Source organism: Streptomyces sp. NBC_00258 (assembly GCF_036182465.1).
Lineage (GTDB): Bacteria > Actinomycetota > Actinomycetes > Streptomycetales > Streptomycetaceae > Streptomyces.
The window spans coordinates 5,247,849-5,271,211 of the sequence record NZ_CP108081.1 but is presented as its reverse complement, the minus strand read 5'-3'; the positions used below and the strand labels follow the sequence as shown (position 1 = coordinate 5,271,211).

Sequence of the window (23,363 nt, the reverse complement as noted above, 5' to 3'; positions counted from 1 at the left end):
GACGGGCCCGCACCCCTTCTCCAGGGGTGCGGGCCCGTCCGCGTTGCCGTATGCCCGGTGACTCTCGCGCCCACGCTCCTCAGCGGAGTTCCGGCCGGAGCCTCTCCGGACCGTTCTGGAACGTCGAGCGGAGCTTGGCGCGGATCTCCTGCTCCTCCTCGGACAGCGGACCGGAGCCCGACCGCGGCGGAACCCCGCTGATCGTCGCGGCGGGCGCCTGCGGGGCCTCGTAGTGGTCGGGAGCCGTGCGGAGCGTGAACGCGGTGGAACCGATGAGCAGGACCGTGAAGGCGATGGCGGCACGGGTCCAGCGACGGGCGCGGCGTTCACTTCCCGACCGCACCACGACGGGCTTCGCGGCGGTCCGCAGCGACTCCTTGCTCCCGAGCTCCGTCAGCCTGAGCCGCAGCTCCTCGGGATCCGCCAGCTCGGGCACGCGCGCGGCGACGACCTCACGCGCGTGCAGCAGCCGGCCCGCCGCCGCGGGCGTGCTCGCCTCCGTCTCGGCCGCGGTCTCCGGCAGCCCGAGGCCGAGGCCGTCGTAGAGGAGCACGGTGCGGCGGTACGCGGGCGGGAGGCTGAGCAGTACGGAGAGCAGCCGGCGGTCGTCCAGGGCGGCGGGCGGCGGCTCCGGAGTCCGGTGCCGAAGACGCAGCCTGTGCCAGGGGGACATCGCGTACTCGTACGCCGCCGCCCGCACCCAGCCCGCGGGATCCCGGTCAACCGCCACCTCCGGCCAGCGCTGCCACGCCAGTTGGAAGGCCCGCTCCACGGACTCGCGCGCCAGCTCGCGCCGCCCGGTCAGCAGATAGGTCTGCCGTACGAGGGCGGGGGCCGCGTATGCGTAGAGGGCGTCGAAGGCCTGACCTGGCGTCAGGGCGAGGGCGGGGGGCGCGGGTTCGAAGTCGGCCTCCACCTCGGTCCCGTCCGGGTCCTCCACGTCGGTCCCGTCCGGGTTCTCCGGCTGGTTCTCCGCCTCGGTATTCACCTCGGTCCCGTCCTCGGCCTCGGCCTCCGGAAGTGGCGGCGGGCAGGCAGGGGTCTGCGTCACCGGGCGCCCCTTCGCACGTAAAAGTACATAAAACGTATATTGAGCGACACATCCGGGGTTCGCCTGTTACGAGGAGAAAGCGCGTGTCGTTGGGAGCATGGCGGCGTGACCCAGACGACCGACCGCAGTCCGGACCGCAGCCCCTCCCCGCCGATCCTGCCGACCAAGCCGGCCCTGCTGGCCCGATGGCGCGGGAGGTCGCCGGGACTGGCCGCGGGCCTGGTCGGCGGCGCGCTCGCGGCGGGGCTCGGACTGGCGGCGTTCACCGTACTCGTGACGGTCCTCTGGATCAGTTCGCCCTATCCGGACAGCGGTCCTGACGGGGCGTTGCACATCGCCGCCGGGCTGTGGCTGCTCGCGCACGGCTGCGAACTCGTCCGCACGGACACGCTGTCCGGCGTACCCGCGCCCGTCGGCGTGACCCCGCTGCTCCTGGTCGTGCTGCCCGCGTGGCTGCTGCACCGCGCGGGGCGCGACGCGGCGGACGGCGACGAGGAGTCGGCACCGCCCGCCGTCCGTACGGCCTGGGCCGGTGTCGTCGCGGGCTATCTGACGGTCGGCACGGCCGCGGCCCTGTACGCCTCGGGCGGTGCGCTGCGGCCGTCCTGGGCATCGGTCGCCGTATGGCCGCCGCTGCTCGCGATGACCGCGGCGGGGGTGGGCGCGTGGACGGCGTACGGGCGCCCCCGGGGGCCTCTGCCGCCGCCCGTGCGCCGGGCCCTGCGCGCCCTCCCCTTCGCCTCCTTCGTCTCCTCCGCCCCCGGGTTCCGGCTTCCGGCCGCCCTGCGCGCGGCGAGTGCGGGGGCGGCGGTGCTCGTGGGGGGCGGGGCGGTGCTGGTCGGCGCCTCACTCGTGTGGCACGGAGGCCTGGCCCGCGGGTCGTTCCTGCATCTCACGGAGAGCTGGTCGGGACGGTTCGCGGTGCTGCTGCTGGCACTGGTCCTCGTGCCCAACGCGGCGGTGTGGGGGGCCGCGTACGCCCTCGGACCCGGCTTCGTGCTCGGCGCGGGGCACGCGGCCGATCCGCTGATGTCGTCGCCCGGTCCGCTGCTCCCGCCCTTTCCCCTGCTGACCGCGGTTCCGGACGCGGGCCCTGGCACCCCGGTGAACTGGGCGGCGGGCGCCGTGCCGTTGGCGGCGGGCGTGGTGGTGGCCTGGTTCACGGTGAGGGCGGGGGTGCCGGGGCGGAAGGACGCGGGGGAGGCAGAGGCAGACGGAAGGGGGAAGAAGGGGAGGCCGGGTCGGGTTCCAGTGGCGGCCCACCGCGGTGAGGCCTGGTCGCCCGGCCGGACCGCCGGGAACGCGGCCCTCGCGGCACTCCTCTGCGGACTGGCCCTCGCGGTGCTCGCCGCCCTGTCGGGCGGCCCCCTCGGCACGCACGCGCTCGCCGACTTCGGCCCCGTCTGGTGGCAGACGGGGCCCGCGGCGGCCGGGTGGACCGCGGTGGTGGGCGTCCCGGTGGCCCTGGTCCTGCGCACCTGGCGGCTGCGACAGCCGCGGGTACGGGTGCCGCGGGCGCCCCGTGTACGGGCCGCGCATGGAAGTGGGCGCTGGGGGTGGGCTTCCTGGATGTGGAGGCCTTGGACGCGGAGGAGGGGAGTCCAGGAACCGCTGGTTCAGGAACACGGGGTTCAGGAGAACGGGGTTCAGGAACATGTGAGTCAGACACATGCGGGCCTGAAGCCTTCGGCCCATGAGCCTGGGGGCGGGGTGACTCCGGTGCATCGGCCTGTGGGCGGGGAGCCATCGGACGATGAGCCGCAGGCACACCTTCCGGACTTCGAGCGGTCAGAAGCCGTGCACCCGGCCGACGGGCCCTCCGAGCAGGCCCAGCAGCGGGAGTCCGGGTTCTCCGAGCAGGCCCGCCAGACCGACTCCGGGCCCTCAGAGTGGGCTCGCCGGACGGATTTCGGGCTCTCCGAGCGGGCTCCTCGACCTGAGTCCGGGCCCTCCGAGCGGGTTCGTCGGGCCGAGTTCGAGTCTTCCGAGCAGGCCCCTCGCCCCGCGGCCGGGCCCCCCGAGCAGCCCCTCCACCCCGAGCGCCTCGCCCCCGAGCCCCGGGCCCCCGAACGCCTCGCCCACCAGCCTCTCGCCCCCGAGGCGCCCGCATCCCCCCTCCACCCCCGGATGTCCCCCGAACCCCCCACCGAACCCCCGCCGCCCCCGCGCACCCAGGTGTCCCAGGGGTCCCAGGGGTCCCAGGGGTCCCAGGGCGCTCAGCGCACCCCGAGAACCAGCTGGTTCTCGCGCGTACGGCCTCGGCGCCGCCCGGAGGCGCCGCCCGTCGCGCCCGTCACCCCCGTCGAGCGTCGCCGCGGCACCCCGGACCCCGACTTCGAGCCGTACGACTTCCTGCCCCCCTCCGACTCCTTCGGTTCGCTCTGGCACGACGACGTCTCGCGGGAGGCCCGCTGGGCCGCTCTCAGGCAGGCGTCCGGCCCGGCCGATCCCCCGGACCGGGAGGACCGAGGGGACCGAGGCGACCGAAGGGACTGACGGGGGTCAGCGGGCCGAGTCCAGCCGGGCCCGCTGTTCCGCCGTCAGTTCCAGGTCCACCGCCGCCAGGTTCTCGTTCAGCTGGGCCACCGAGGAGCAGCCGACGAGCGGGATCGCCGGGACCTCGCCGTCGATCAGCCACGACAGGACCACCTGGTTGACCGTCGCGCCGGTCTCCTCGGCGACCGAGCGGAGCGCGGCCAGCCGGGCCGGGGTGCCCGCGTGGTCGAACTCGGGACCGAGCGGCTTGTCGTCGCGGACGTAACGGCCGGACAGGAGCGGGGTGTAGGCGACGAGCGTGAGGGACGGCTCGGCGCGCAGATAGCTGAGCAGGTCGCCGCCGGTCACGCCCTGGTCGCCGTCCGGCGAGAGCTGGCCGGGCAGGTCGGCGCGCTTGCGCAGATAGCTGTGCTGGTACTGGAGGACCTCGTAACCCGGCAGGCCGGCCGCCGCCGCGAGGCTCCGGGCCCGCTCCAGACGCCAGGTCCAGTGGTTGCTCGCGCCGAGCAGCCCGACCATGCCCTCGGCGACGAGTTCGGCGAAGCCCTCGACGGTCTCCCGCAGGGGCACGGCCGTGTCCTCGATGTGGGCGTACAGCAGGTCGAGCTTCGGAACGCCGAGCCGCTCGCGGCTGCCCTCCACCGCCTCCCGGATCGCCTTGGCGGACAGCCCCTCCGGGTTGTCGGTGTAGCTCGTGCCCGGGGCGAGCGGCCGTGCGCCCAGCTTCGTGGCGATGACGATCTCGTCGCCGATGCCACGGCTGCGCCGCCAGCGGCCGATCAGGGCCTCGCTCTCGCCGCCCTGCGTGCCGTTGATCCAGAACGCGTAGTTGTCGGACGTGTCGACGAACGTGCCGCCCGCCTCGACGAACCGGTCGAGGATCGCGAACGAGGTCGCCTCGTCCGTGACCGTCCCGAACAGCATCGCGCCGAGGCTGAGGACGCTCACCTCACGGCGGGTCCCGGGGGCCGTTCCGATCGTGCGGTAGCGCATGCGGGTGTCCTCCCCTTACGGCCCGCCGAGCGGCGGGCGTTGAGAGGAGCATGGATTTTGAAGCGCACTCCAAGTCAACCCACGGCCGCACCACGTACGGCGCGGGCCCTCAGCTCTGCGTACCCAGCAGCCCCCGCAGCTCCTCCGGCAGCAGCTGGTCGCAGGACTTCTTCGCCGTGTTCGTGAGCGAGTCGTTCACGCACGTGTAGTAGTCGCTGTACACGAGCTGTGCAGTGAAGGTGGCCGCGACCATGGCGAGGGCCAGGGACGCCGTGACCAGGCCGCTGATCGCCGCGGTGGTCTGTGGTTTGCTGCCCGAGGAGGGCGGCGCCGGGGTGTTCGGATCCGGCGCGCGCGGCGGCTTGCTGCGCAGCGCGCTGATCGCCCAGTACAGGGCCAGCGCGCCGAGCAGGAGCGCCACGTACGGCCAGCTGAAGAGGGCGAAGAAGAACGCCCACATGCCGGACAGCAGCGCGAACCGGGCGCGGCGCTGGGCGGGGTCCGTCGGGTCCCAGCGCATGCCGGTGCCCGGGCCGCCGGCGGGCCCTTCCGGACCGTTCTGGCCGCCGCCGGACCCGCCGTTGGAACCGGGCCGGTCACCGAACCGGCCGCCCTGCGCGGGCCCCGGCTGGCGGTCGCTCCACTGGCTGCCCCAGGGGGAGCTGTCACCCTCGCCCCGGCCGTCCTGGCCCTCGCCCTGCCCGCCCGCGGGCCGACGCGGCTGCCAGGGCCGGTCGGGCGTGCCCTCCGGCGGCGGGGCGAAGGGGTTGTCGTCGGCGGGAGGCTGCGGCGGCTCGGGCCGCTGTCCGGAATCGGGCGCACCGGAGCCGCCCGCACCGCCGGAGTCGCCCCGGCCACCCGTGGGGCCCTGCCCACCTGCGGAACCATGGCCGCCCGAGGAGCCCTGCCCGCCCTCGGGCACGTCGTCGTTCTCCCGCGGCGGAGTGGGAGAAGGGCGCCGCTCGCGCAGCAGGAGTGGAGGGAGTCGGAGACTGCGGTCCGGCATCAGGTGTGCGTCTTCCCCTTGATGGTCTCTGGCGGGCAACGTGTCCACAGAGCTGGTTACGTGTCCGGGGCTCGCGCCCAAGCGTTCGTACCCGTCCCTGGTCAACGTCCCGTGCGCAGAAGGCGTTCCCCTGTGCGCACCGTGTCCCCGGGCGGATCCTCCCCAGACGCTACCTTCCGGCCACGCCCCCGTCCCGTGGGGGCCGCTCGGTGTGCCGGTATCGTTGCTGACGGTCGGCCGCTTCGTAGACTTCCCCGTATCCGGGGGCTCGATGCATTCGTACGACCGTACAAACGCCGACCGTGGACACGCTCTCCCCCGAGAAGTCCCCCAAGAACCGCAAGAACCCCCGAGAACCTCCGAGAAAGGGCCCCGCCGTGGCCAAGGCCAAGCGCCTCGTCGTGCTGGTCTCCGGATCAGGTACGAATCTGCAGGCCCTCCTCGACGCGATCGCGTCGGAGGGGACGGCCGCCTACGGAGCCGAGATCGTCGCGGTCGGCGCGGACCGCGACAACATCGCCGGCCTGGAGCGCGCCGAGCGCGCCGGGCTTCCCACCTTCGTGTGCCGGGTGAAGGACCACGCCACGCGTGAGGAGTGGGACAGGGCACTGGCCGAGGCCACCGGCGCGTACGAGCCGGATCTCGTCGTCTCGGCCGGGTTCATGAAGATCGTGGGCAAGGAGTTCCTGGCCCGCTTCGGCGGCCGGATCGTGAACACCCACCCCGCGCTGCTGCCGAGTTTCCCGGGGGCGCACGGCGTTCGCGACGCCCTCGCGTACGGCGCGAGGGTCACCGGGTGCACCGTCCACTTCGTCGACGACGGCGTCGACACCGGCCCGATCATCGCTCAGGGCGTGGTCGAGGTCCGGAACGAGGACGACGAGAGCGCTCTGCACGAGCGCATCAAGGAAGTCGAGCGAAGCCTGCTCGTTGATGTCGTGGGGCGGCTCGCCCGCAACGGCTATCGCATTGAGGGACGAAAGGTAGTTATCCCGTGACCGCCGAAGGTACGCAGGGTACGCAGGACACGAAGCGGGTCATCCGCCGCGCGCTCATCAGCGTCTACGACAAGACCGGTCTTGAAGAGCTCGCCCGCGGCCTGCACGCGGCCGGTGTCGAGCTGGTCTCCACCGGCTCCACCGCCGGGAGGATCGCCGCCGCCGGAGTCCCGGTCACCAAGGTCGAGGAGCTCACCGGCTTCCCCGAGTGCCTGGACGGCCGGGTCAAGACGCTGCACCCGCGCGTGCACGCGGGCATCCTCGCCGACCTGCGCCTGGAGTCGCACCGGCAGCAGCTCGGCGAGCTGGGCGTGGAGCCGTTCCAGCTGGTCGTCGTGAACCTCTACCCGTTCCGGGAGACCGTCGCCTCGGGCGCCACGCCCGACGAGTGCGTCGAGCAGATCGATATCGGCGGCCCCTCGATGGTCCGCGCCGCCGCCAAGAACCACCCGTCCGTGGCCGTGGTCACCAGCCCCGAGCGGTACGCCGACGTACTGTCCGCGGCCCGCGACGGCGGCTTCGACCTGCACGCCCGCAAGCGGCTCGCCGCCGAGGCGTTCCAGCACACGGCCGCGTACGACGTCGCCGTCGCCTCCTGGTTCGCGAGCTCGTACGCGCCCGCCGACGAGTCGGGCTTCCCCGACTTCATCGGCTCGACCTTCGAGAAGCGCAACACCCTGCGCTACGGCGAGAACCCGCACCAGGGCGCCGCGCTGTACGTCGACGGCACGGGCGGTCTGGCCGACGCCGAGCAGCTGCACGGCAAGGAGATGTCGTACAACAACTTCACGGACACGGATGCCGCGCGCCGTGCCGCGTACGACCACGACGAGCCCTGTGTGGCGATCATCAAGCACGCCAACCCGTGCGGGATCGCGATCGGTGGGAACGTCGCCGAGGCGCACCGCAAGGCGCACGCCTGTGACCCGCTCTCCGCGTTCGGCGGTGTGATCGCCGTCAACCGGCCCGTCTCGAAGGAGATGGCGGAGCAGGTCGCCGAGATCTTCACCGAGGTCATCGTCGCGCCCGAGTACGAGGACGGCGCGCTGGAGGCCCTCACCAAGAAGAAGAACATCCGCGTGCTCCGCGCCCACCAGGGCCCGGCCGCCTCCGTCGAGGTCAAGCAGATCGACGGCGGCCGGCTCCTCCAGGTCGCCGACCGCCTCCAGGCCGACGGCGACAACCCGTCCTCCTGGACCCTGGCGACGGGCGACGCCCTGTCGCCCGGCGAGCTGGCGGAACTGGCCTTCGCCTGGCGGGCCTGCCGCGCGGTGAAGTCCAACGCGATCCTCCTCGCCAAGGACGGCGCCTCCGTCGGCGTCGGCATGGGCCAGGTCAACCGCGTCGACTCCGCCAAGCTCGCCGTCGAGCGCGCCGGCACCGAGCGCGCCCGCGGCTCCTTCGCCGCCTCGGACGCCTTCTTCCCGTTCCCCGACGGCCTGGAGATCCTCACCGACGCCGGCGTCAAGGCCGTGGTCCAGCCCGGCGGTTCGGTCCGCGACGAACTGGTCGTCGAGGCCGCGAAGAAGGCCGGCGTGACGATGTACTTCACGGGGACGCGGCACTTCTTCCACTGAGTGGTACGCGAACGCGCGTATGGCGGGCCGTGTCCCCTGTCGGGGTACGGCCCGCCATACGTACGGGCTTCCTCAGCAGCTGTCCACCCAGCGGTGCGAGCGGAACGAGCGGTGCTCCAGGAGGTTCACCGGTGCGCGGGGTTCGACGCAGACCGGTGGCCCGGTGAAGTTCGCCCCCGGGTAGACGGCGACCGGGGTGAGCCCCGCGTTGCGGACCGATCCCACGCCCGTGGTCGCGGCCCATGAACAGCGGAACGGTCCGGTGTTCCAGTTGGGGACGTCCACGTCCGTGGAGCATCGTTGGCCGGTGCCGGCGGTCCCTTCGTAGAAGCAGACATGTCCCGTGGTGCAGTTCTGCGCCGGGGCGTCGGCCGCTTGGGCGCTCCCCGGCACCGCGACGGCCGCGAGGCCCGCCACTGCGGCACCGATCAGCGCGGTACGGATGCCCGTCATGTGTTTCCCCCGCCCCCGCCGGGCCGCGATCAGCAGCCGTTCACCCACTTGTGGGAACGAAGCGTGTAAGTGCCCGCGAGGTTGCCCTTCTTGCCCTTCGTCGTGCAGCCCTTGCGGTCCTTGTAGTCGGAGTCGTTGTAGTAGACGACGGCCTTGCCGCTGGTGCCGTTGTTGTAGACGGACCGCACCTTCTTGTCCGCGGACCACGAGCACTTGATCGCGCCGTTCCGCCAGTCCTTGTCGTCCCCGTCCCAGGCGCACCTGTCGCCTCCGCCGTCGTCCTTCGTGTAGAAGCAGATGGATCCCGACGGGCAGCTGTAGGCGGCGGCCGCGGCCTGTGCCGGTGCGGCGGTGACGCCGAGGCCCAGGCCGGCGAAGACCGTCGCTCCGGAGATGAGGCCGACCTTGGTGCGCAGCGCTCGTACTCGCTTCATGAAGCTTCCTCCTGGTCGATGGTGCTGGAGGGGTTGTGGTGCCCTCCCCCGATTACCGGCGCCGTGGTGGCGGCGCTGACATCAATCTGGGGGGAGTGGGCCGTGAGCGGAACCTGGAAGGTTTCAGGGTCGGCCACGAAGCCGTCTGTGCCACAGTGCAGTTCACACCGCACGGTCTTGCCGCCGCGGCTCTGCTCCACGCCCCAGCGCAGTGCGACCGCGTCGAGCAACGGCGACGGCGGCAACTGCGTCGAAGTCCGCCACGACCTCCCCGGTTTCGTCCCCGTCCGGGACTCCAAGACCCCCGCCGGCCCTGCCCTCGTCTTCCCCGTGAGCGCCTGGGCCCCCTTCGTCGGGGCGCTCAAGGGTGACGGCGCGCCGACGGGTTAGCCGGCGCCCAGGCGTCAGCAGCGCGCGATCCATCTGTGGGACAGCGGGGCGTACGTGCCCGCCAGGTTTCCCTGGTTGCGCTGGGACGTGCAGCCCGTGCGGTTGCGGGCGTTCTCGCGGGTGACGTCCGCGCCGACCGGGGTGAAGTCGCGGCCCCTGAAATACGCTACGGCGCCGAGGCCGTTCTCGTCGTCGCTGCTGTTGTTGAAGATGGACTTCACCGGTTGGCCCCGGGTCCACGCGCAGGTGTCCGCCCCCGACAGCCAGTCCGCGTCGTCCTCGTCCCAACTGCACATCTCACCCGAGCCGTTGGGCTCGCTGAAGAAGCAGACGGAGTCGGCCGGGCAGCGGTGGTAGCCGTACGTCAGACCCTGGTCGTCCTCCCGCATCGCGTACACCACCGTCGTCGCCACGATCAGCGCCGCCGCTGCGAGGGCGCCCACCAGGGCGGGGCGCCACCGGCGTCGGGGCCGCAGTCTCGGCAGTCGGGCCGAGCGGGTGGCGCCCGCGGCCCGCTCCACCCGGCGCAGCAGTGAGGCGGTGTCGTGGGCGGCGCGCTCCTCGTGCGTACGGGCCAGGCAGTCGGTGATGATCTCCCGCCAGACGGCGGGGAGTTCGGGGGACAGGCGCAGTTCCTCGGTGCCGCGCGCGTACCGTACCGCCGCGTCGCAGCGGGCCTCCGTGGTGCCGCCGGGCAGCGGGAACGTGCCGGTCAGGACGAGGTGGGCCAGTACGCCGAAGGACCAGACGTCCGCGGTCGGGCGGATCTGCGTGCCGCGTTCGCTGACCTCGGACCAGAGGAGTTCCGGCGCGGTGTAGTCGGGGGTGGCGAAGGCGGGCGCGTACGCGTGGGTGCCCTCCATCTCCGCCGCCATGTTGAAGTCGCCGAGCCGGGCCGAACCGTCCTTCATCAGCAGCACGTTGGCGGGCTTGAGGTCGCCGTGCACCCAGCCCGCGTGGTGCAGCTGGTGCAGACCCTCGCAGACCTGGGCCAGCAGGGCGGGCCCGTGCGGCGGGCCCGGGGAGCGGTCGAGCAGGGCGGCCATGGAACCCTCGGCCCGCTCCAGTACGAGGACGGTGGCGCCGTCGAGTTCGGGATGGTCCGGGTCGTCGACGGTGAGGGCGTCGTACATCCGGATCAGCCGCGGTGAGCGCAGGCGGCTCAGCAACTCCTGCTCACGGTGGGCCAGTTCCCGCAGGTGGTGGAGTTGGCGCGGGGTGCGGGTGCCGGTGGGCAGGAACTTCAGCGCCGCGTGCCGGGGCAGGGGACCGGTGCCTTCACCGGCGGTGGTGTCCTCGGCGGGCCTCTCCGCGGCCTCGCCGCCGTCACTCGTGAGCCTGGCCGCGTAGACGCTGGCGAACGCGCCGGACGCGAGGGGCTCGCGCACCTCCCACGGGCCCACTCGGTAGCCCTTCGGAACGGGGACGGTGGGGCCTCCGTTCACTGCCCCACCTCGCTCGGGGCCGCCGCGAGAACGACCAGATCGTCCTCCCGTACCAGGTTGAAGCGGAGCGCGAGCGAGACCAGCGACTCCTTCTTGCCGTTGACCCGCGGTCCGGGCTCCGCCGCGTCCGGGCCGGGCCGCAGCCGGAGTTTGACCGCCAGGTAGTCGATGTTCCAGTACACGGAGGAGCGGTTCGCCGCGGGCCAGCCGGGCCGCAGACGCTCCACGAGCTGGTCGACGGTGGGAGGCGGGGCGTGCGGCTCGCCGCGCAGCCGGGGCTCGCACAGGGCGGTGAGTACGGCGAAGTACCGCTTCGTGCGGTCGAGCGTGAACGCCGGGGCCGTGATGCCGCCGGAGAGCCCGGAGCGGGCCGCGGCGCCGTAGCTGTGGCGCGGCGCCCACACCTCGAAGCTGAGCAGCTCGCCCGCCGCGGGCAGGACGACACGGGAGAACTCGAACGACACGGGCGCGTCCAGCCGGCCCGGCGCGACCTTGATGTGCTCGCCAGCGCCCTCCGGGTTCTCGACCACATAGGTCTGGTCCTCGCTGAGGTTGCTCAGGATCCAGAAGGCCCGGTGCGCGGTGATCTCACCGGCGACCCGGGACACCCCTTCGTGGGCGATCCTCAGTCCGCCGTCCCGAGCCGTTCTGCCGAAGGCGAGCTTCTCGCCCGCCGCGAGCCTGATCTGGCCGTCGCATCCGTCGGCGGATCCGCCACTCCGCGGTGGCACCACGATGACGCTGTACATGGAGTCGTCCCCCTCCTCCTGCCTCAACGGAGGCCAGAGTAGGGCGAGTTACCCGGGACATGTCACGGCGGCGCGACGGGGGAGGGCATGACGACGGCGGCCTCCGGCCCTCCCCCGAGGGAGCCGGAGACCGCCGCATTCGGATGGACCGATACCGCCCACCCTGGCGGCGGACGCCCGCGAGGGGTACCTCGGAACTCTCAGGGTCACTTCTTGTCCGCGGGCGTGTACTCCTTGAGGTAGTGAGCGACGCGGGCGGCGTAGTCGCGGTACTTCGGGGGAACACCGGCCGCGTCGTTCACCTTCTCGTACGACGTCCGGTAGGCGGCCGCGATCAGTACGCGGTGGTCGCCGGCCAGCTTGGGATCGAGTCGTGGCGCGATCCAGCACAGGTATCTGCTCATGGCGGGGATGGACTCGGCGGGGGAGAAGGGGGGCTCGGGGATCGTCTTCGCGGTGACGCCGTCGGACCGGATCCACCAGCGCAGCACCCGCGGGGTCCAACGGGCGATGCCGTACTCGTCGTTGCCCGGGTCGGACAGGCCCGGGTCGAAGTCGCTCTCCACCTTCAGCATGGCGGCGAGCAGTGCCGGGGTGACCTCCTCCTGCACACAGTCGTGCGCGGAGTCGACGATCAGCGGCCGGTATTCGGCCGGTACACCCTTGCCGGTACGGAGTTCGCCGGCGCCGTAGGAGGCCTGGACGACCTTCTCGGTCGCGGGAGCCCTGCCCTCGCCCCCCTCCGTGCCGCTCCCGCTGTCGCCCGCCCAGGTCGTGATGCCGTACGCGAGCCCCGAGACGGCGACCGTGGCGGCCGCGGCGGCGAGGACCAGCGTCGAGCGGCGTCCGCGCCGGGCGCGCAGCCTCGGCAGGCGGGGGGACCGGCTGGTGCCGGCCGCCTCCTCCACCCGCCGCAGCAGTGTCTCTCCGGAGATCCGCTCCGTGTGCGTACGGGCCAGACAGTCCCGCACGATCTCCCGCCAGCCGTCCGGGAGTCGAGGGGACAGCCGCAGTTCGTCGGTGCCGCGCGCGTACCGGACAGCCGCGTCCCGGCGGGCCGAGGGGGTGCCGCCCGGCAGCGGGAACGTGTCCGTGAGGACGAGATGGGCGAGGACGCCGAAGGCCCAGACGTCGGCCGAGGGCCTGATCTGGCGGCCGCGTTCGCCGATCTCCGACCAGAGGAGCTCGGGCGGGGTGTAGTCGGGGGTGGAGAAAGCGGGGGTGTAGGCGTGGGTGCCCTCCAGCTCGGCGGCCATGTTGAAGTCGGCGAGCCGGGCCGAACCGTCCTTCATCAGCAGCACGTTGGCGGGCTTGAGGTCGCCGTGGACCCAGCCGGCGCTGTGCAGCTGGGCCAGTCCCTCACAGGTCTGCGCGAGCAGCGTGGGGCCCTGCGGCGGGTGCGGGGAGCGGGCGAGGAGCGCGGCGAGCGAGCCCTCGGCCCGTTCCAGTACGAGGACGGTGGCGCCGTCGAGTTCGGGGCGGTCCGGGTCGTCGACGGTGAGGGTCTCGTACATCCGGATGAGCCGCGGGCGTGTGAGTCTTCGGTGCAACTCGACCTCGCGCTCGGCGAGTTCACGCAGATGCGTCAGCTGACGTGGCGTACCCGTGCCGGTGGGCAGGAACTTCAGCGCCGCGGACTTCGGCAGGCCCTCGGGCGGGTGGGCGCACCGGGCCTCGTAGACGCTGCCGAACGCGCCCGTGGCGATCGGGTCCCGCACCTCCCAGGACCCCACCCGGTACCCCTTGGGCACCGAGACCGCGTACCCCTCCGTCACCGCGCCGCCCGGCTCGCCGGCTCCGTCAGGACGAGCAGGTCGTCCTCCCGTACGAGATCGAACCGCAGGGCGAGGGAGACCAGGGACTCCTTCTTGCCGTTGAGGCGCGGGCCCGTGTCCGCCGTGTCGGGGCCCGGCTTGAGCCGCAGTTTCACGGCGAGGTAGTCGATGTTCCACTGGACCGACGTGCGGGACGCGGCGGGCCAGTGGGGGCGCAGCCGCTCCACGACCTGGTCGACCGTGGGCAGCGGGGCGTGCGGTTCACCGCGCAGCCGGGGCTCGCAGAGGGCGGCCAGCACCGCGAAGTACCGCTTGGTGCGGTCGACGGAGAACGCGGGCGTGGTCGTCGCCCCGTCCAGGCCCTCGGGTGAGCGCAGATAGTCGTGGCGGGGTGCCCACACCTCGATGGGCAGCAGGTCGCCCGCCGCGGGGAGCACGATCCGGGCGAACTCGAAGGGGACCGGCGCGTCCAGCCTGCCGGGTCCGACCTTGATGTGCTCGCCCGCGCCCTCCGGGTTCTCCACCACGTACGTCTGGTGGGCCGAGAGGTTGCTCAGTACCCAGAAGGCGCCCTGCGCGGTGATCTCCCCGGCGTTCCGGGAGACGCCTTCGTGTGCGATTGCAAGTCCGTTGCCGCTCGCGGAGCGGCCGAAGGCCAGCCGCTCGCCGGGCGCGAGCCGGATCTGGGTGCCGGTGCGCTTTGCGCCGTACGTCCCGCCGTGCGCGTCGCCATACGTGCCGCTGTGTTCGTCCTCCGTGGTCGGCGGAGGTACCACGATGATGCTGTACAAGGCCGTTCTCCCCGTCCCGCTCCCCGTTCCCAGTCCCGCACGCGGTTACCGGATCAGGGTATGGCGACGCGGCAGGGCCGTGTCCCCCTCAGCGGGGGGAAACACGGCCCTTGGCGTGAATGGCGTGAACGTGCCGTTGCGGCGGCTGAGCCCGGGGCTCCGGGGTCGGTGCCGCGGGCGTTCCGAGGTCAGTACCGCGGGCGGTTGAACCACGCCGAGGCCGCGCCGTTCACCATCGAGGCGAGGATGATGCCGGCGATGGCGAGGGAGATGAGCCCGCCGAACGTGCCGGAACCGCCCGCGCCCTGCACGGTGTTGGCGAGGCCGCCGAGGATCATCAGCGACGCGTACACGATCGTCGTGACGCGGATCCCGCTGCCGCCGTTCTTGAACTTGACGCCGAGGAAGATGGACAGGGCGCCCATACCCACCAGGAACGCCGCGAGCACGAAGCCCAGTCCGGCGAGGGTGTCGGTGTCGTCACCGCTGCCCACGCCGTTCGACACGTCCTGGACGGCGCCGACGGCGATGCCCGCGATGATGCCGAACAGGATCTGGAGGCCTGCCAGGATGAACAGCAGGACGCGCGCGGTCTTCATCAGACCGGGCATCTCCATCGTCATGTGGTTGCCGCCCGGGTAACCGGGATACGCGGGCTGCTGCGGGTAGCCGTAACCGGGCTGCTGCGGCGCGCCCTGCGGGTAGCCGTAGCCGGGCTGGCCCTGGGGCGGGTAGCCGGGCTGGCCCTGAGGAGGCTGTGGAGGGTAGCCGGGCTGCTGGCCCTGCGGCGGACCGTATGGGTTGTTCGGGTCGCCAAAACTCATGGCGTCTTTCCTCCGTCGTTGCGTAAGTGCGGGGACGACGCGGCACATTTCGGAGGAAAGTTCTACAGATGCGGTTCGTCCCCCCGGTACTGTCCGCGGCACTGTGCCGCTCATCGTCCTTAACGCGTCGCTTATTTGTCCAGCCGGATACCGCGTGTGTTGTGCAAGTGCAACATCGCCGATCATGGGCGCGGGCCGGACGGCGACCGGACGGAGTGCGCCCGGGAGGTGCCTCGGGCAGGCCGGAAGTGGCCGTGGGGGGCCGGATTGGAACCAGGGCCCGGTCATCCGCGAGGATGGGCACATGACCGCCCAGATTCTCGATGGCAAGGCCACCGCAGCCGCGATCAAGTCCGATCTGACCGTCCGCGTGGCGGCCCTGAGGGAGAAGGGCATCACGCCCGGCCTCGGAACCGTCCTGGTGGGCGACGACCCCGGCAGCCAGAAGTACGTCGCGGGCAAGCACCGCGACTGCGCCCAGGTCGGTATCGCCTCCATTCAGCGGGAACTGCCCGCGACCGCCACGCAGGAGGAGATCGAGGCGGTCGTCCGCGAGCTCAACGAGGACCCGGCCTGCACCGGTTACATCGTTCAGCTGCCGCTTCCCAAGGGCATCGACGAGAACCGCATCCTGGAACTGATGGACCCGGACAAGGACGCGGACGGGCTCCATCCGATGAACCTCGGCCGCCTCGTCCTGAACGAGCCGGCCCCGCTGCCCTGCACCCCCAACGGGGTCCTGACCCTCCTGCGCCAGTACGGCGTGGAGATCAAGGGTGCCGAGGTCGTGGTCGTCGGCCGTGGCGTGACGATCGGCCGCCCGATGCCGCTGCTGCTCACCCGCCGCTCCGAGAACGCGACGGTGACGCAGTGCCACACCGGCACCCGCGACCTCGCCTCGCACCTGCGCCGGGCCGACATCATCGTCGCCGCGGCGGGCTCCGCGCATCTGATCCGTCCCGAGGACGTGAAGCCCGGGGCGGCCGTCCTCGACGTCGGTGTCTCCCGCAGCGCCGAGGGCAAGATCGTGGGCGACGTCCACCCCGGTGTCGCCGAGGTCGCCGCCTGGATCTCCCCGAACCCCGGGGGAGTGGGCCCGATGACCCGCGCCCAGCTCCTCGTCAACGTGGTCGAGGCGGCGGAACGCAGTGCCGGCTGACCGGGCCGCCACCGGGCGGGACAGCGAGACCGACACCTCCGCGACGGCGGACACCTCCGCGAACGCGGACACGTCGACGAAGGCGGATGCCTCGACGAAGACCGACGCGGTGATGCGGGCCGAGGCTGCGACACGGGTCGAGGCTCCGACGCGTGCCGACGCCACGACACGGGCCGAGGCCGCGGACCGGAGCGGCAGTGAGCGCCGGGAGGACAGCCCGGCTCCGAGCGACGCCGCGGGTCAGGGCGCCGAGAGCACCCCGGACGTCCAGGACGTCCAGGACACCAAGTCGCACGGGACGTCCGCCGCCGGGGCATCCGTACCGGAACAGGAGCCGGCCGGCACCGAGCCGGAGGCCGGACGGACGCCGGACGCGAAGCCGACCGGCACCGAGCCGAGTGGCGCGGAAGAAGCGGCGGCCGGACAGGTACCTGGCGCGAAGCCACACGGCACCGAGCCGAGTGGCGCAGAGCCGAGTGGCGCAGAGCCGACCGGTACCGAGCCGACCGGTACCGAGCCGCACCCGGCGCACGCCGACGAGGGGGACTCCGGCGGCACCCCGGCAGAGGACGCCGAAGCCGATGCCGACGCGGCCCGCGAGGGCGAACCCACCGCCCGGGACGCGGTCAGCGCGCCCGGCCCCGACGGCAGGCCCCGGAGGGTCACACGGCGGTTCCCGCTGTTCACGCGGGACACCGCGCGGCCCGAGGGCGGTGGCCGGGCGGCTCCGCGCGACGCGCCCGCGCCCGTGCGCCAGTGGCCGATCCTCGCGGTCACCGGCACCGTCGGACTCGGTCTGCTGCTGACCGCGCTCGACCTCTTCAAGTTCGGCACCCTGCTGATCGGTGTCGCGCTGCTCGCGGGCGGCGTCATGCGCTGGATGCTGCCCGACGTGGGCATGCTCGCCGTCCGCTCCCGGTTCACCGACCTCGTCACCTACAGCGTTCTGGGCGTGACGATCGCGCTGCTCGCGATGATGGCGCAGCCCAACCCGTTGCTGGAGATCCCGTTCCTGGACGACACGCTGCACTTCACGATCAGGACCTAGCGAACGCGGTGCCTGTGTGACGAAAGCCCGTCCCCTCTTCCCGAGGAGGCGGGCTTCTTCGTGGGAGGGAGCGGCGCCTGTCCACTCCCCCGAGCGAGGACGGGCGCCGCCTGGACTCCACAGTCATGGACGTGCCAACGGCGGTTCAATGCCTGTCAGCCCCCTGTGGCACGGAGGTGACGGTTCCGGCACGTCCCGCCCGTCGTACGTCTCCGTATGTCGCCGTTCGGCCGCCGTATGGCGTCGTACGACAGGCGTATGGCATTCGTCCCGCGACGCATCCGGCGGGAACCGATTCGCCGTCGGGGCCGTCACCCGGTCATAGCGGGGGACGTACGAGGGAGACGGCGAGGGGGGCGAGGAGAGGGATGAGCGCCTGGCAGCCACTGCCTGCGGATCTTCCGCCGGAGGTGGGGCATTTCGTGGAGCAGCTGCGGCTGCTCAAGGACCGTACGGGGCTCAGTCTGGTCGCCCTGGGCGAGCGCACGGCGTACAGCAAGTCCTCCTGGCACCGCTATCTGAACGCGACACAGCCCCCGCCCCGGCAGGCGGTCGTCGCCCTGTGCCGGGTCGCGGGGGCGGACGCCGAGCGCTTCGGCGTGTGCTGGGAGCTGGCGGTGCGGGCGTGGCCGCGAACGGTGGCCCCGGCCCGGGCACCGGCTCCGGCGGGGGCGCCCGTGGCCGGGGGCGAGGGTGCGAACGGGGCGACGGACGGGGGCAAGCGCGAGGACGGGTACGAGGACGACCCCACGGTCCCGTGGTGGGACCTGCTCGCCGAGACGCCGGAACCGGAGCCCGCCCGGGCCTCCTGGGCCGCCTCGCACCGTCTGCTGCTCTGCGCCCTGGTGCTCGTCCTCGTCCTGCTGCTGACCGCGGTGGTCGGTGCCGTCACCCTGGCGTGATCACACGTCGGAGTGACGGTCCGAGGGCGCGGGAGGCACGGGTTCAGCCGCGCCGGCTGTACGCCGCGACCTTCCACTGCGTACCGATCTTGACGTAGTACTTCCCGCTCAGCCGCTTGAACGTGACGTCCCGCTGGTAGCCGCTGTACGTAACCTTGCCGCCCCGGTACGGGCCGTCGAGGAAGTCGTCTGCGTGGCCGAAAGTCTCCTTTCCGACGATGCCGTCGACGTCTTCGAGTTCCTCGCGGGCCTGCCACCACTTCGTGGCCGACTTCGTCTTCCAGCCGAAGGAGCCGTCGATGTCGTACTTCGTGAAGGGGTGTTTCACGCCATTGCCGTCCCTCCACCTGGCGCCGTCCGCGTACAGGACGGTCTGCCACAGACGCGTCGCGTTGCTGTTCGAATGGCGGCCGACGGAGAGCGTCCCTTCGTCGCCCCAGTCGTTGTACGCGCCGCCGGTGCCGTCGATGACCTGCGGAGAGGCGGCGGACCCGGACGTGGCCGCCGCGAGCGGACCGCTCACGCCGAGCGCGAGTCCCGCGGTCGCCGTCACGGTGACGGCGGTGAGCAGTCGACGATTCGACCTGCCCCTGGTGTGCATGTGATCCCCCTGAGGTCGTGAGTGACGCACGAGGTCGCGCATGTGTTCCCCGCGTGTCGATGTGTTGACAAGTTCGAGGATTTACGCTGATCACCCCCGACACCAGGGATAACGTGGGCAATCGGGACGCTCCGGGACGTCCCGTGCGCTGACCAGGCGATCCTGTCGGCCGAGAGGGAAGACGGTGGGACACTGGACCGCAGACCAACGGGCGTGCAACGGTGCATGCCCACAGGCCCGAATGCTCCCGTGCGCCCCCATCCCGGGAACTGAGATCCTTACTGCGCGCATCCCTGTGGGTAGCCAGAACGAGGACTCGGCAGAGGGCTTCACGCGCGGGAAAAGCCAGCACGTACGGGGGGAAAGAGGGGGGTAGCAATGCCTCGTTGGAGGGCCTTGCCGGATGAACTCGATCCGCAGGTCAGGGAGTTCGCCAGTCAGCTGCGCCGGCTGGTCGACCGCAGCGGACTGAGTGTCGCCGCCGTGGCCGACCGCACCGGGTACAGCAAGACGTCCTGGGAGCGGTATCTGAACGGCCGGCTGCTCGCGCCGAAGGGCGCGATCGTGGCTCTGGCCGAGGTGACCGGGACCAATCCCGTCCATCTGACGACGATGTGGGAGCTTGCCGAGAGGGCCTGGAGCCGCTCGGAGATGCGCCACGACATGACCATGGAAGCGATCCGGATCTCCCAGGCGCGTGCCGCGCTCGGAGAGTTCGGGTCGACTCCGGCCAAGGGGGGACGGAACGGGAAGCCGGCGCGCGCCGGGGGTAGTGCGACGGCGGCGCCCACGCCGGGTATCGCGGGACCTGCCGGGGTGGCGCCCACGGTGCCGCCGGGGACTCCGGTGCAGGGGGAGGAGCGGCGGACGCCGCACGGCGCCGGTGCCGGGGCCGGTGGCGGCAGTGGCTCCGGCGGAAGCTCGGGTTCGCGCGGTGGCGGCTGGGGAGTCGTTGCCACGCCTTCGGGGACGTCCGGGTCGTCCGGGGGGTACGGATATCCCGGGGGTCTGGGTGCGTCGAGTGCAGGCGCGTCCGGCTCTGCCGGTGCGTCCGGGTCGTCGGGCCTCGGCCCGTCGGGCTCCTTCGGGCCGTCCGCCATGGCCGGACCCGCCGGTTCGGCCGGTTCCGCCGGGGGGCCGCCTGAGGACGCGCGGCCGCGTTCGGGCGGTTCGCCCGACGGGAAGCGGGGGAAGCGGCGGCTCACGATGTTCCTCGCGGGGGTCGTGGGTGCGCTCGTGGTGATAGCCGCGGCCGTGTTCCTCACGAACGGCGGGAGCGACGACACGGCGGGGAGCGACACCACGCCGACGCCGACACCGACCGTCAGCAAGGAGCTGCCGGCCGGCGTCGAGTGCTTCGGCGCGGACTGCGCGGGCAAGGACCCGGAGAACATGGGCTGCGGCGGCACGCTTGCGACGACGGTCGAGAAGGCCGTCGTCGGCACCGCCCAGGTCGAGGTCCGTTACAGCGAGACGTGCGGGGCCGCGTGGGCCCGCATCACCGCGGCCGGACCCGGCGACGCGGTCCGGATCACGGCGGGCAAGGCGGCCGCCCAGACCGCCGAGGTCGACACGGACACCGACGCCTACACCCCGATGGTCGCCGTGAAGAACGCCACCGAGGCCAAGGCCTGCGCCACCCTGCAGACCTCGGGCGAGGAGGGCTGCACCAAGTAGCACAGAGGCTCACACTGAACGAGCTTCGACCGGGTGCCCGCCTCACAAGAGGCGGGCACCCGCATTTTCCGGCACCGCGGCCACCCGCTTTGTCGGGCTGCGGCCACCCGCCTTTCCGATCGCGGTCACCCGCGCTTCGGGCTGCGGGAACTTGCTTGTTCGGCCGCCGGGGACTGCCTCTTCAGGGGCGCGGGGAACTGCGAGACCAGCCCAGAACAACCCGCACGCACCCACCGGCCAAAGCCCACCCACACGATCCGAGGCGCTCCGCAACTATTCGCCGAACAACAGGAATGGCCTCCTCCCGCCGGGGCAGGCGAACCGTACCCCCACGGGAGTCCGGCGCCGTCCGGGAGGACTCACCCCCCTCCCGGCCAACCGGCACCCCCACCAAGGCGGTCGTCGTCCTTCTCTCCCGGAACGACGGCCGCCTTCCCGTGCCCCACGTCATCCCCTCCCACACCCCGCCCCCTGTCCCGCAAGCGGGCGGAGCGCTCCGCCGAGCGCCCTGTGGGGTGGGCCACATCGGCCCCGGCCGTCCGGGATCCCGGATGCGCGATAGCCTGACCGCTGGATCTCTCTTGACGCCAAGAGATCGATCATCGACACCGGTGATCGATCATCCCGGCGGCAGGGCAGGGGATCCCGTACCCCGGGGCAGGGACGCCCCACCGTCGTCAGCTGTCATACGGAGAACGCCATGACCCGCACTCCCGTGAACGTCACCGTCACCGGCGCGGCCGGCCAGATCGGTTACGCCCTGCTCTTCCGCATCGCCTCCGGCCAGCTGCTCGGCGCGGACGTGCCGGTCAAGCTGCGTCTCCTGGAGATCACGCCCGCGCTGAAGGCCGCCGAGGGCACCGCCATGGAGCTCGACGACTGCGCCTTCCCGCTCCTTCAGGGCATCGACATCACGGACGACCCGAACGTCGCCTTCGACGGCACGAACGTCGGTCTCCTCGTCGGCGCCCGCCCCCGCACCAAGGGCATGGAGCGCGGTGACCTGCTCTCCGCCAACGGCGGCATCTTCAAGCCCCAGGGCAAGGCCATCAACGACAACGCCGCGGACGACGTCAAGATCCTCGTCGTCGGCAACCCGGCCAACACCAACGCCCTCATCGCCCAGGCCGCCGCTCCGGACGTACCGGCCGAGCGCTTCACCGCGATGACCCGCCTGGACCACAACCGCGCGCTCACGCAGCTCGCGAAGAAGACGGGTTCGACGGTCGCGGACATCAAGCGCCTCACCATCTGGGGCAACCACTCCGCCACCCAGTACCCCGACATCTTCCAGGCCACGATCGCCGGCAAGAACGCCGCCGAGACCGTGAACGACGAGAAGTGGCTGGCCGAGGAGTTCATCCCGACCGTCGCCAAGCGCGGTGCCGCCATCATCGAGGCCCGCGGCGCCTCCTCGGCCGCCTCGGCCGCGAACGCCGCCATCGACCACGTGTACACGTGGGTGAACGGCACGGCGGACGGCGACTGGACCTCGATGGGCATCCCGTCGGACGGTTCGTACGGCGTTCCGGAGGGTCTCATCTCCTCCTTCCCCGTCACCACGAAGGACGGCTCGTACGAGATCGTCCAGGGCCTCGACATCAACGAGTTCTCCCGTGCCCGCATCGACGCGTCGGTGAAGGAGCTGGAGGAGGAGCGCGAGGCGGTCCGCGGTCTCGGCCTCATCTGAGCCGCACGCCGAGCCGAAGCCTGAAGGCAGAGTCCTCAAGGCCGAAGCCCCGAGCCTGAAGCCGCCCCCGGGAGTTCCCGGGGGCGGCTTCTCGCGCACCGCACCGCACATCACCGCGCACCGCTCACCACCCCACCGTCCGGTACCTGCTCTCCCCTGTGCAGCAGGTCCCGGACAGCGGCGGCGCGTACGAGCCCGGCTCAGGCGGTGTCGATCCGGTTTCCGAGGCCTACTGCGGCCACCGCGGCGACGCCGAACGCTCGCCCACGATCGGCGGCAAGGACGGCTGGCCGGCGACGGGCGGTACGTCAGCCGGGCAGGACCAGGACCTTCTCGAACCAGTAACTGGCGTGCGCGTTCGCGTCGTACGCCGGGATCTCGACGTACCCGCTCGTGCGGTACATCGCGGCGGCCTCCTTGAGGACCTCGTGCGTGTCGAGGCGTACGACGTGATGCCCGCGCCGGGCGGCCGCACGTTCCAGCGCGGTCAACAGCCGCCGTCCGAGGCCGAGTCCGCGGGCGTCGGGGTGCACCCACAGATGCCGGATCTCGGCCGTGCCGGCGTCGAGCGCGCACAGCGCCCCGCAGCCGACGGCACGCTCCTCCTCGTACGCGACGAGGAGGACCGCGATCTGCTCGGGTGGCACGAGGTCCGCGGTGGCGTATCCCTCGGGGAACCGCTCGTCGAGCTCGGCGGCGAAACCGGCCAGGCAGGCGCGGGCGTCGGCCGACCCGGCGTCGACGGCCCTGACACCGACCGCGGCCAGCCGGAGCAGCCGCTCGGCCACGGTGACGGCCTCCGTCAGCCGTCCCCGCTGCTTCTCGCTCAGCCCGTCGAGCAGTCCCTCGGCGAGTCCGTCCGCACGCCGGTTCTGCTCCGCCAACTCCGCCCGTCCGGCCTCCGTGAGCTCCGCGAGGCGCAGCCGGCTGTCCGTCGGGTGGACGCTGACCCGTACGAGCCCCTGGCCCTCCAGTGCGCGCACCATCCGGCTCAAGTACCCGGCGTCCAGGCCGAGTCGGGTCCTCAGCTCCTTCAGCGACGCGCCGGTCCCGATCTCGAACAGCAGGCGCGCCTCGCCGAGCGGCCGGTCCTGCCCGAGGTAGTGGTCGTCGAGCACACCGATCCGGCGGGTGAAGTACCGGTTGAAGCGGCGCAGGGTGGTCACGTGCTCCGCGGACACTGACGCTGTCACTGGCTCCATATTTCTTTGACTTTAGTCAAAGGACGGCGGAGTGTCCATGGTCGCACCGACCGAAGGTGCCCATCGGCCGACCGAAGGTGCCCATGGTCGGGTCGAAGATCT

At 72.2% G+C, this 23,363-nt stretch carries 20 protein-coding genes and 1 pseudogene; 9 read left to right on the top strand and 12 right to left on the bottom strand.

From position 1 onward, the window contains the following. Nucleotides 1–79: 79 nt before the first annotated feature. Nucleotides 80–940, bottom strand: a complete 861-nt coding sequence (locus OG718_RS23390) for an RNA polymerase subunit sigma-70 (RefSeq protein WP_443055351.1) — start codon at nucleotides 938–940, stop codon at nucleotides 80–82. Nucleotides 941–1,156: 216 nt separating this feature from the next. On the opposite strand from OG718_RS23390, the gene OG718_RS54435 reads away from it, so the two are divergent. Further along, complete coding sequence (locus OG718_RS54435) at nucleotides 1,157–3,547, top strand: cell division protein PerM (RefSeq protein ID WP_443055138.1); 2,391 nt, start codon at nucleotides 1,157–1,159, stop codon at nucleotides 3,545–3,547. A gap of 6 nt (nucleotides 3,548–3,553) precedes the next feature. Here OG718_RS54435 and OG718_RS23380 read toward each other — a convergent pair whose 3' ends face one another. Both OG718_RS23380 and OG718_RS23375 read right to left on the bottom strand, forming a co-directional pair. Then, complete coding sequence (locus OG718_RS23380; protein WP_328845083.1) at nucleotides 3,554–4,540, bottom strand: aldo/keto reductase; 987 nt, start codon at nucleotides 4,538–4,540, stop codon at nucleotides 3,554–3,556. A gap of 109 nt (nucleotides 4,541–4,649) precedes the next feature. Then, the gene (locus OG718_RS23375) at nucleotides 4,650–5,546 is read right to left on the bottom strand and encodes a hypothetical protein (protein ID WP_328845082.1); all 897 of its coding nucleotides are present in this window, start codon (nucleotides 5,544–5,546) and stop codon (nucleotides 4,650–4,652) included. Between the two features lie 377 nt (nucleotides 5,547–5,923). On the opposite strand from OG718_RS23375, the gene purN reads away from it, so the two are divergent. Continuing rightward, nucleotides 5,924–6,544 (top strand): phosphoribosylglycinamide formyltransferase, encoded by a 621-nt coding sequence (gene purN, locus OG718_RS23370; protein WP_143639194.1) that lies wholly within the window; start codon nucleotides 5,924–5,926, stop codon nucleotides 6,542–6,544. Then, complete coding sequence (gene purH / locus OG718_RS23365; RefSeq protein ID WP_328845081.1) at nucleotides 6,541–8,121, top strand: bifunctional phosphoribosylaminoimidazolecarboxamide formyltransferase/IMP cyclohydrolase; 1,581 nt, start codon at nucleotides 6,541–6,543, stop codon at nucleotides 8,119–8,121. Before purN ends, purH begins: the two co-directional genes overlap by 4 nt. 72 nt (nucleotides 8,122–8,193) lie before the next feature. Here purH and OG718_RS23360 read toward each other — a convergent pair whose 3' ends face one another. Together OG718_RS23360 and OG718_RS23355 are read right to left on the bottom strand one after the other, a co-directional pair. Beyond that, a complete protein-coding gene (locus OG718_RS23360) occupies nucleotides 8,194–8,574 on the bottom strand; it encodes a peptidase inhibitor family I36 protein (RefSeq protein ID WP_143639198.1) in 381 nt (126 codons plus the stop codon). Between the two features lie 29 nt (nucleotides 8,575–8,603). Further along, the gene (locus OG718_RS23355) at nucleotides 8,604–9,008 is read right to left on the bottom strand and encodes a peptidase inhibitor family I36 protein (protein WP_328845080.1); all 405 of its coding nucleotides are present in this window, start codon (nucleotides 9,006–9,008) and stop codon (nucleotides 8,604–8,606) included. A gap of 177 nt (nucleotides 9,009–9,185) precedes the next feature. Between OG718_RS23355 and OG718_RS23350 the strand changes: the two genes are divergently transcribed. Beyond that, nucleotides 9,186–9,398 (top strand): DUF397 domain-containing protein, encoded by a 213-nt coding sequence (locus OG718_RS23350; protein ID WP_143639202.1) that lies wholly within the window; start codon nucleotides 9,186–9,188, stop codon nucleotides 9,396–9,398. 14 nt (nucleotides 9,399–9,412) lie between these two features. Here the strand turns inward: OG718_RS23350 and OG718_RS23345 are convergent, their stop codons facing one another. The 5 genes from OG718_RS23345 to OG718_RS23325 form a co-directional block, all read right to left on the bottom strand. Further along, a complete protein-coding gene (locus OG718_RS23345; protein ID WP_328845079.1) occupies nucleotides 9,413–10,843 on the bottom strand; it encodes a serine/threonine-protein kinase in 1,431 nt (476 codons plus the stop codon). Further along, nucleotides 10,840–11,592: an FHA domain-containing protein gene (locus OG718_RS23340; RefSeq protein WP_328845078.1), complete on the bottom strand. Its 753-nt coding sequence runs from the start codon at nucleotides 11,590–11,592 to the stop codon at nucleotides 10,840–10,842. The genes OG718_RS23345 and OG718_RS23340 overlap by 4 nt, the downstream gene beginning before the upstream one ends. A 206-nt stretch (nucleotides 11,593–11,798) precedes the next feature. Next, nucleotides 11,799–13,367: a serine/threonine protein kinase gene (locus tag OG718_RS23335; protein WP_328845077.1), complete on the bottom strand. Its 1,569-nt coding sequence runs from the start codon at nucleotides 13,365–13,367 to the stop codon at nucleotides 11,799–11,801. Beyond that, nucleotides 13,364–14,158 carry an FHA domain-containing protein gene (locus OG718_RS23330; RefSeq protein WP_328845076.1) on the bottom strand — a complete coding sequence of 265 codons (795 nt, stop codon included), beginning with the start codon at nucleotides 14,156–14,158 and terminating at the stop codon, nucleotides 13,364–13,366. The genes OG718_RS23335 and OG718_RS23330 overlap by 4 nt, the downstream gene beginning before the upstream one ends. Before the next feature lie 188 nt (nucleotides 14,159–14,346). Then, entirely contained in the window at nucleotides 14,347–14,982 is a 636-nt protein-coding gene (locus tag OG718_RS23325; protein WP_143639210.1) for a hypothetical protein, read from the bottom strand. A gap of 304 nt (nucleotides 14,983–15,286) precedes the next feature. Between OG718_RS23325 and OG718_RS23320 the strand changes: the two genes are divergently transcribed. From OG718_RS23320 to OG718_RS23310, 3 genes and pseudogenes are all read left to right on the top strand, one after another. After that, a complete protein-coding gene (locus OG718_RS23320; protein WP_143639212.1) occupies nucleotides 15,287–16,141 on the top strand; it encodes a bifunctional methylenetetrahydrofolate dehydrogenase/methenyltetrahydrofolate cyclohydrolase in 855 nt (284 codons plus the stop codon). A gap of 466 nt (nucleotides 16,142–16,607) precedes the next feature. Further along, nucleotides 16,608–17,189 (top strand): annotated as a pseudogene (locus tag OG718_RS23315) (DUF3017 domain-containing protein); the annotation flags it as partial. Nucleotides 17,190–17,557: 368 nt separating this feature from the next. Further along, on the top strand, nucleotides 17,558–18,091 hold the full coding sequence (locus OG718_RS23310; RefSeq protein WP_328845075.1) for a helix-turn-helix domain-containing protein: 534 nt from the start codon (nucleotides 17,558–17,560) through the stop codon (nucleotides 18,089–18,091). A gap of 43 nt (nucleotides 18,092–18,134) precedes the next feature. Here OG718_RS23310 and OG718_RS23305 read toward each other — a convergent pair whose 3' ends face one another. Beyond that, nucleotides 18,135–18,692 (bottom strand): peptidoglycan-binding domain-containing protein, encoded by a 558-nt coding sequence (locus OG718_RS23305; protein ID WP_143639216.1) that lies wholly within the window; start codon nucleotides 18,690–18,692, stop codon nucleotides 18,135–18,137. A 378-nt stretch (nucleotides 18,693–19,070) separates the two neighbouring features. On the opposite strand from OG718_RS23305, the gene OG718_RS23300 reads away from it, so the two are divergent. Together OG718_RS23300 and OG718_RS23295 are read left to right on the top strand one after the other, a co-directional pair. Then, complete coding sequence (locus OG718_RS23300; RefSeq protein ID WP_143639218.1) at nucleotides 19,071–20,369, top strand: helix-turn-helix domain-containing protein; 1,299 nt, start codon at nucleotides 19,071–19,073, stop codon at nucleotides 20,367–20,369. Between the two features lie 700 nt (nucleotides 20,370–21,069). Continuing rightward, nucleotides 21,070–22,059, top strand: coding sequence for a malate dehydrogenase (locus OG718_RS23295; RefSeq protein WP_266759472.1), 990 nt, complete (start codon nucleotides 21,070–21,072; stop codon nucleotides 22,057–22,059). Between the two features lie 308 nt (nucleotides 22,060–22,367). Here the strand turns inward: OG718_RS23295 and OG718_RS23290 are convergent, their stop codons facing one another. Further along, nucleotides 22,368–23,261: a GNAT family N-acetyltransferase gene (locus OG718_RS23290; protein WP_143639222.1), complete on the bottom strand. Its 894-nt coding sequence runs from the start codon at nucleotides 23,259–23,261 to the stop codon at nucleotides 22,368–22,370. Between the last annotated feature and the right edge of the window lie 102 nt (nucleotides 23,262–23,363).

Coding starts and splice junctions, on each gene's coding strand:
- OG718_RS23360 (WP_143639198.1), bottom strand. CDS start 8,574: ATGACGGGCATCCGTACCGCGCTGATCGGTGCCGCAGTGGCGGGCCTC.
- OG718_RS23340 (WP_328845078.1), bottom strand. CDS start 11,592: ATGTACAGCGTCATCGTGGTGCCACCGCGGAGTGGCGGATCCGCCGAC.
- OG718_RS23290 (WP_143639222.1), bottom strand. CDS start 23,261: ATGGAGCCAGTGACAGCGTCAGTGTCCGCGGAGCACGTGACCACCCTG.
- OG718_RS23305 (WP_143639216.1), bottom strand. CDS start 18,692: ATGCACACCAGGGGCAGGTCGAATCGTCGACTGCTCACCGCCGTCACC.
- OG718_RS23355 (WP_328845080.1), bottom strand. CDS start 9,008: ATGAAGCGAGTACGAGCGCTGCGCACCAAGGTCGGCCTCATCTCCGGA.
- OG718_RS23310 (WP_328845075.1), top strand. CDS start 17,558: ATGAGCGCCTGGCAGCCACTGCCTGCGGATCTTCCGCCGGAGGTGGGG.
- OG718_RS23375 (WP_328845082.1), bottom strand. CDS start 5,546: ATGCCGGACCGCAGTCTCCGACTCCCTCCACTCCTGCTGCGCGAGCGG.
- OG718_RS23320 (WP_143639212.1), top strand. CDS start 15,287: ATGACCGCCCAGATTCTCGATGGCAAGGCCACCGCAGCCGCGATCAAG.
- OG718_RS23380 (WP_328845083.1), bottom strand. CDS start 4,540: ATGCGCTACCGCACGATCGGAACGGCCCCCGGGACCCGCCGTGAGGTG.
- OG718_RS23295 (WP_266759472.1), top strand. CDS start 21,070: ATGACCCGCACTCCCGTGAACGTCACCGTCACCGGCGCGGCCGGCCAG.
- OG718_RS23325 (WP_143639210.1), bottom strand. CDS start 14,982: ATGAGTTTTGGCGACCCGAACAACCCATACGGTCCGCCGCAGGGCCAG.
- OG718_RS23300 (WP_143639218.1), top strand. CDS start 19,071: ATGCCTCGTTGGAGGGCCTTGCCGGATGAACTCGATCCGCAGGTCAGG.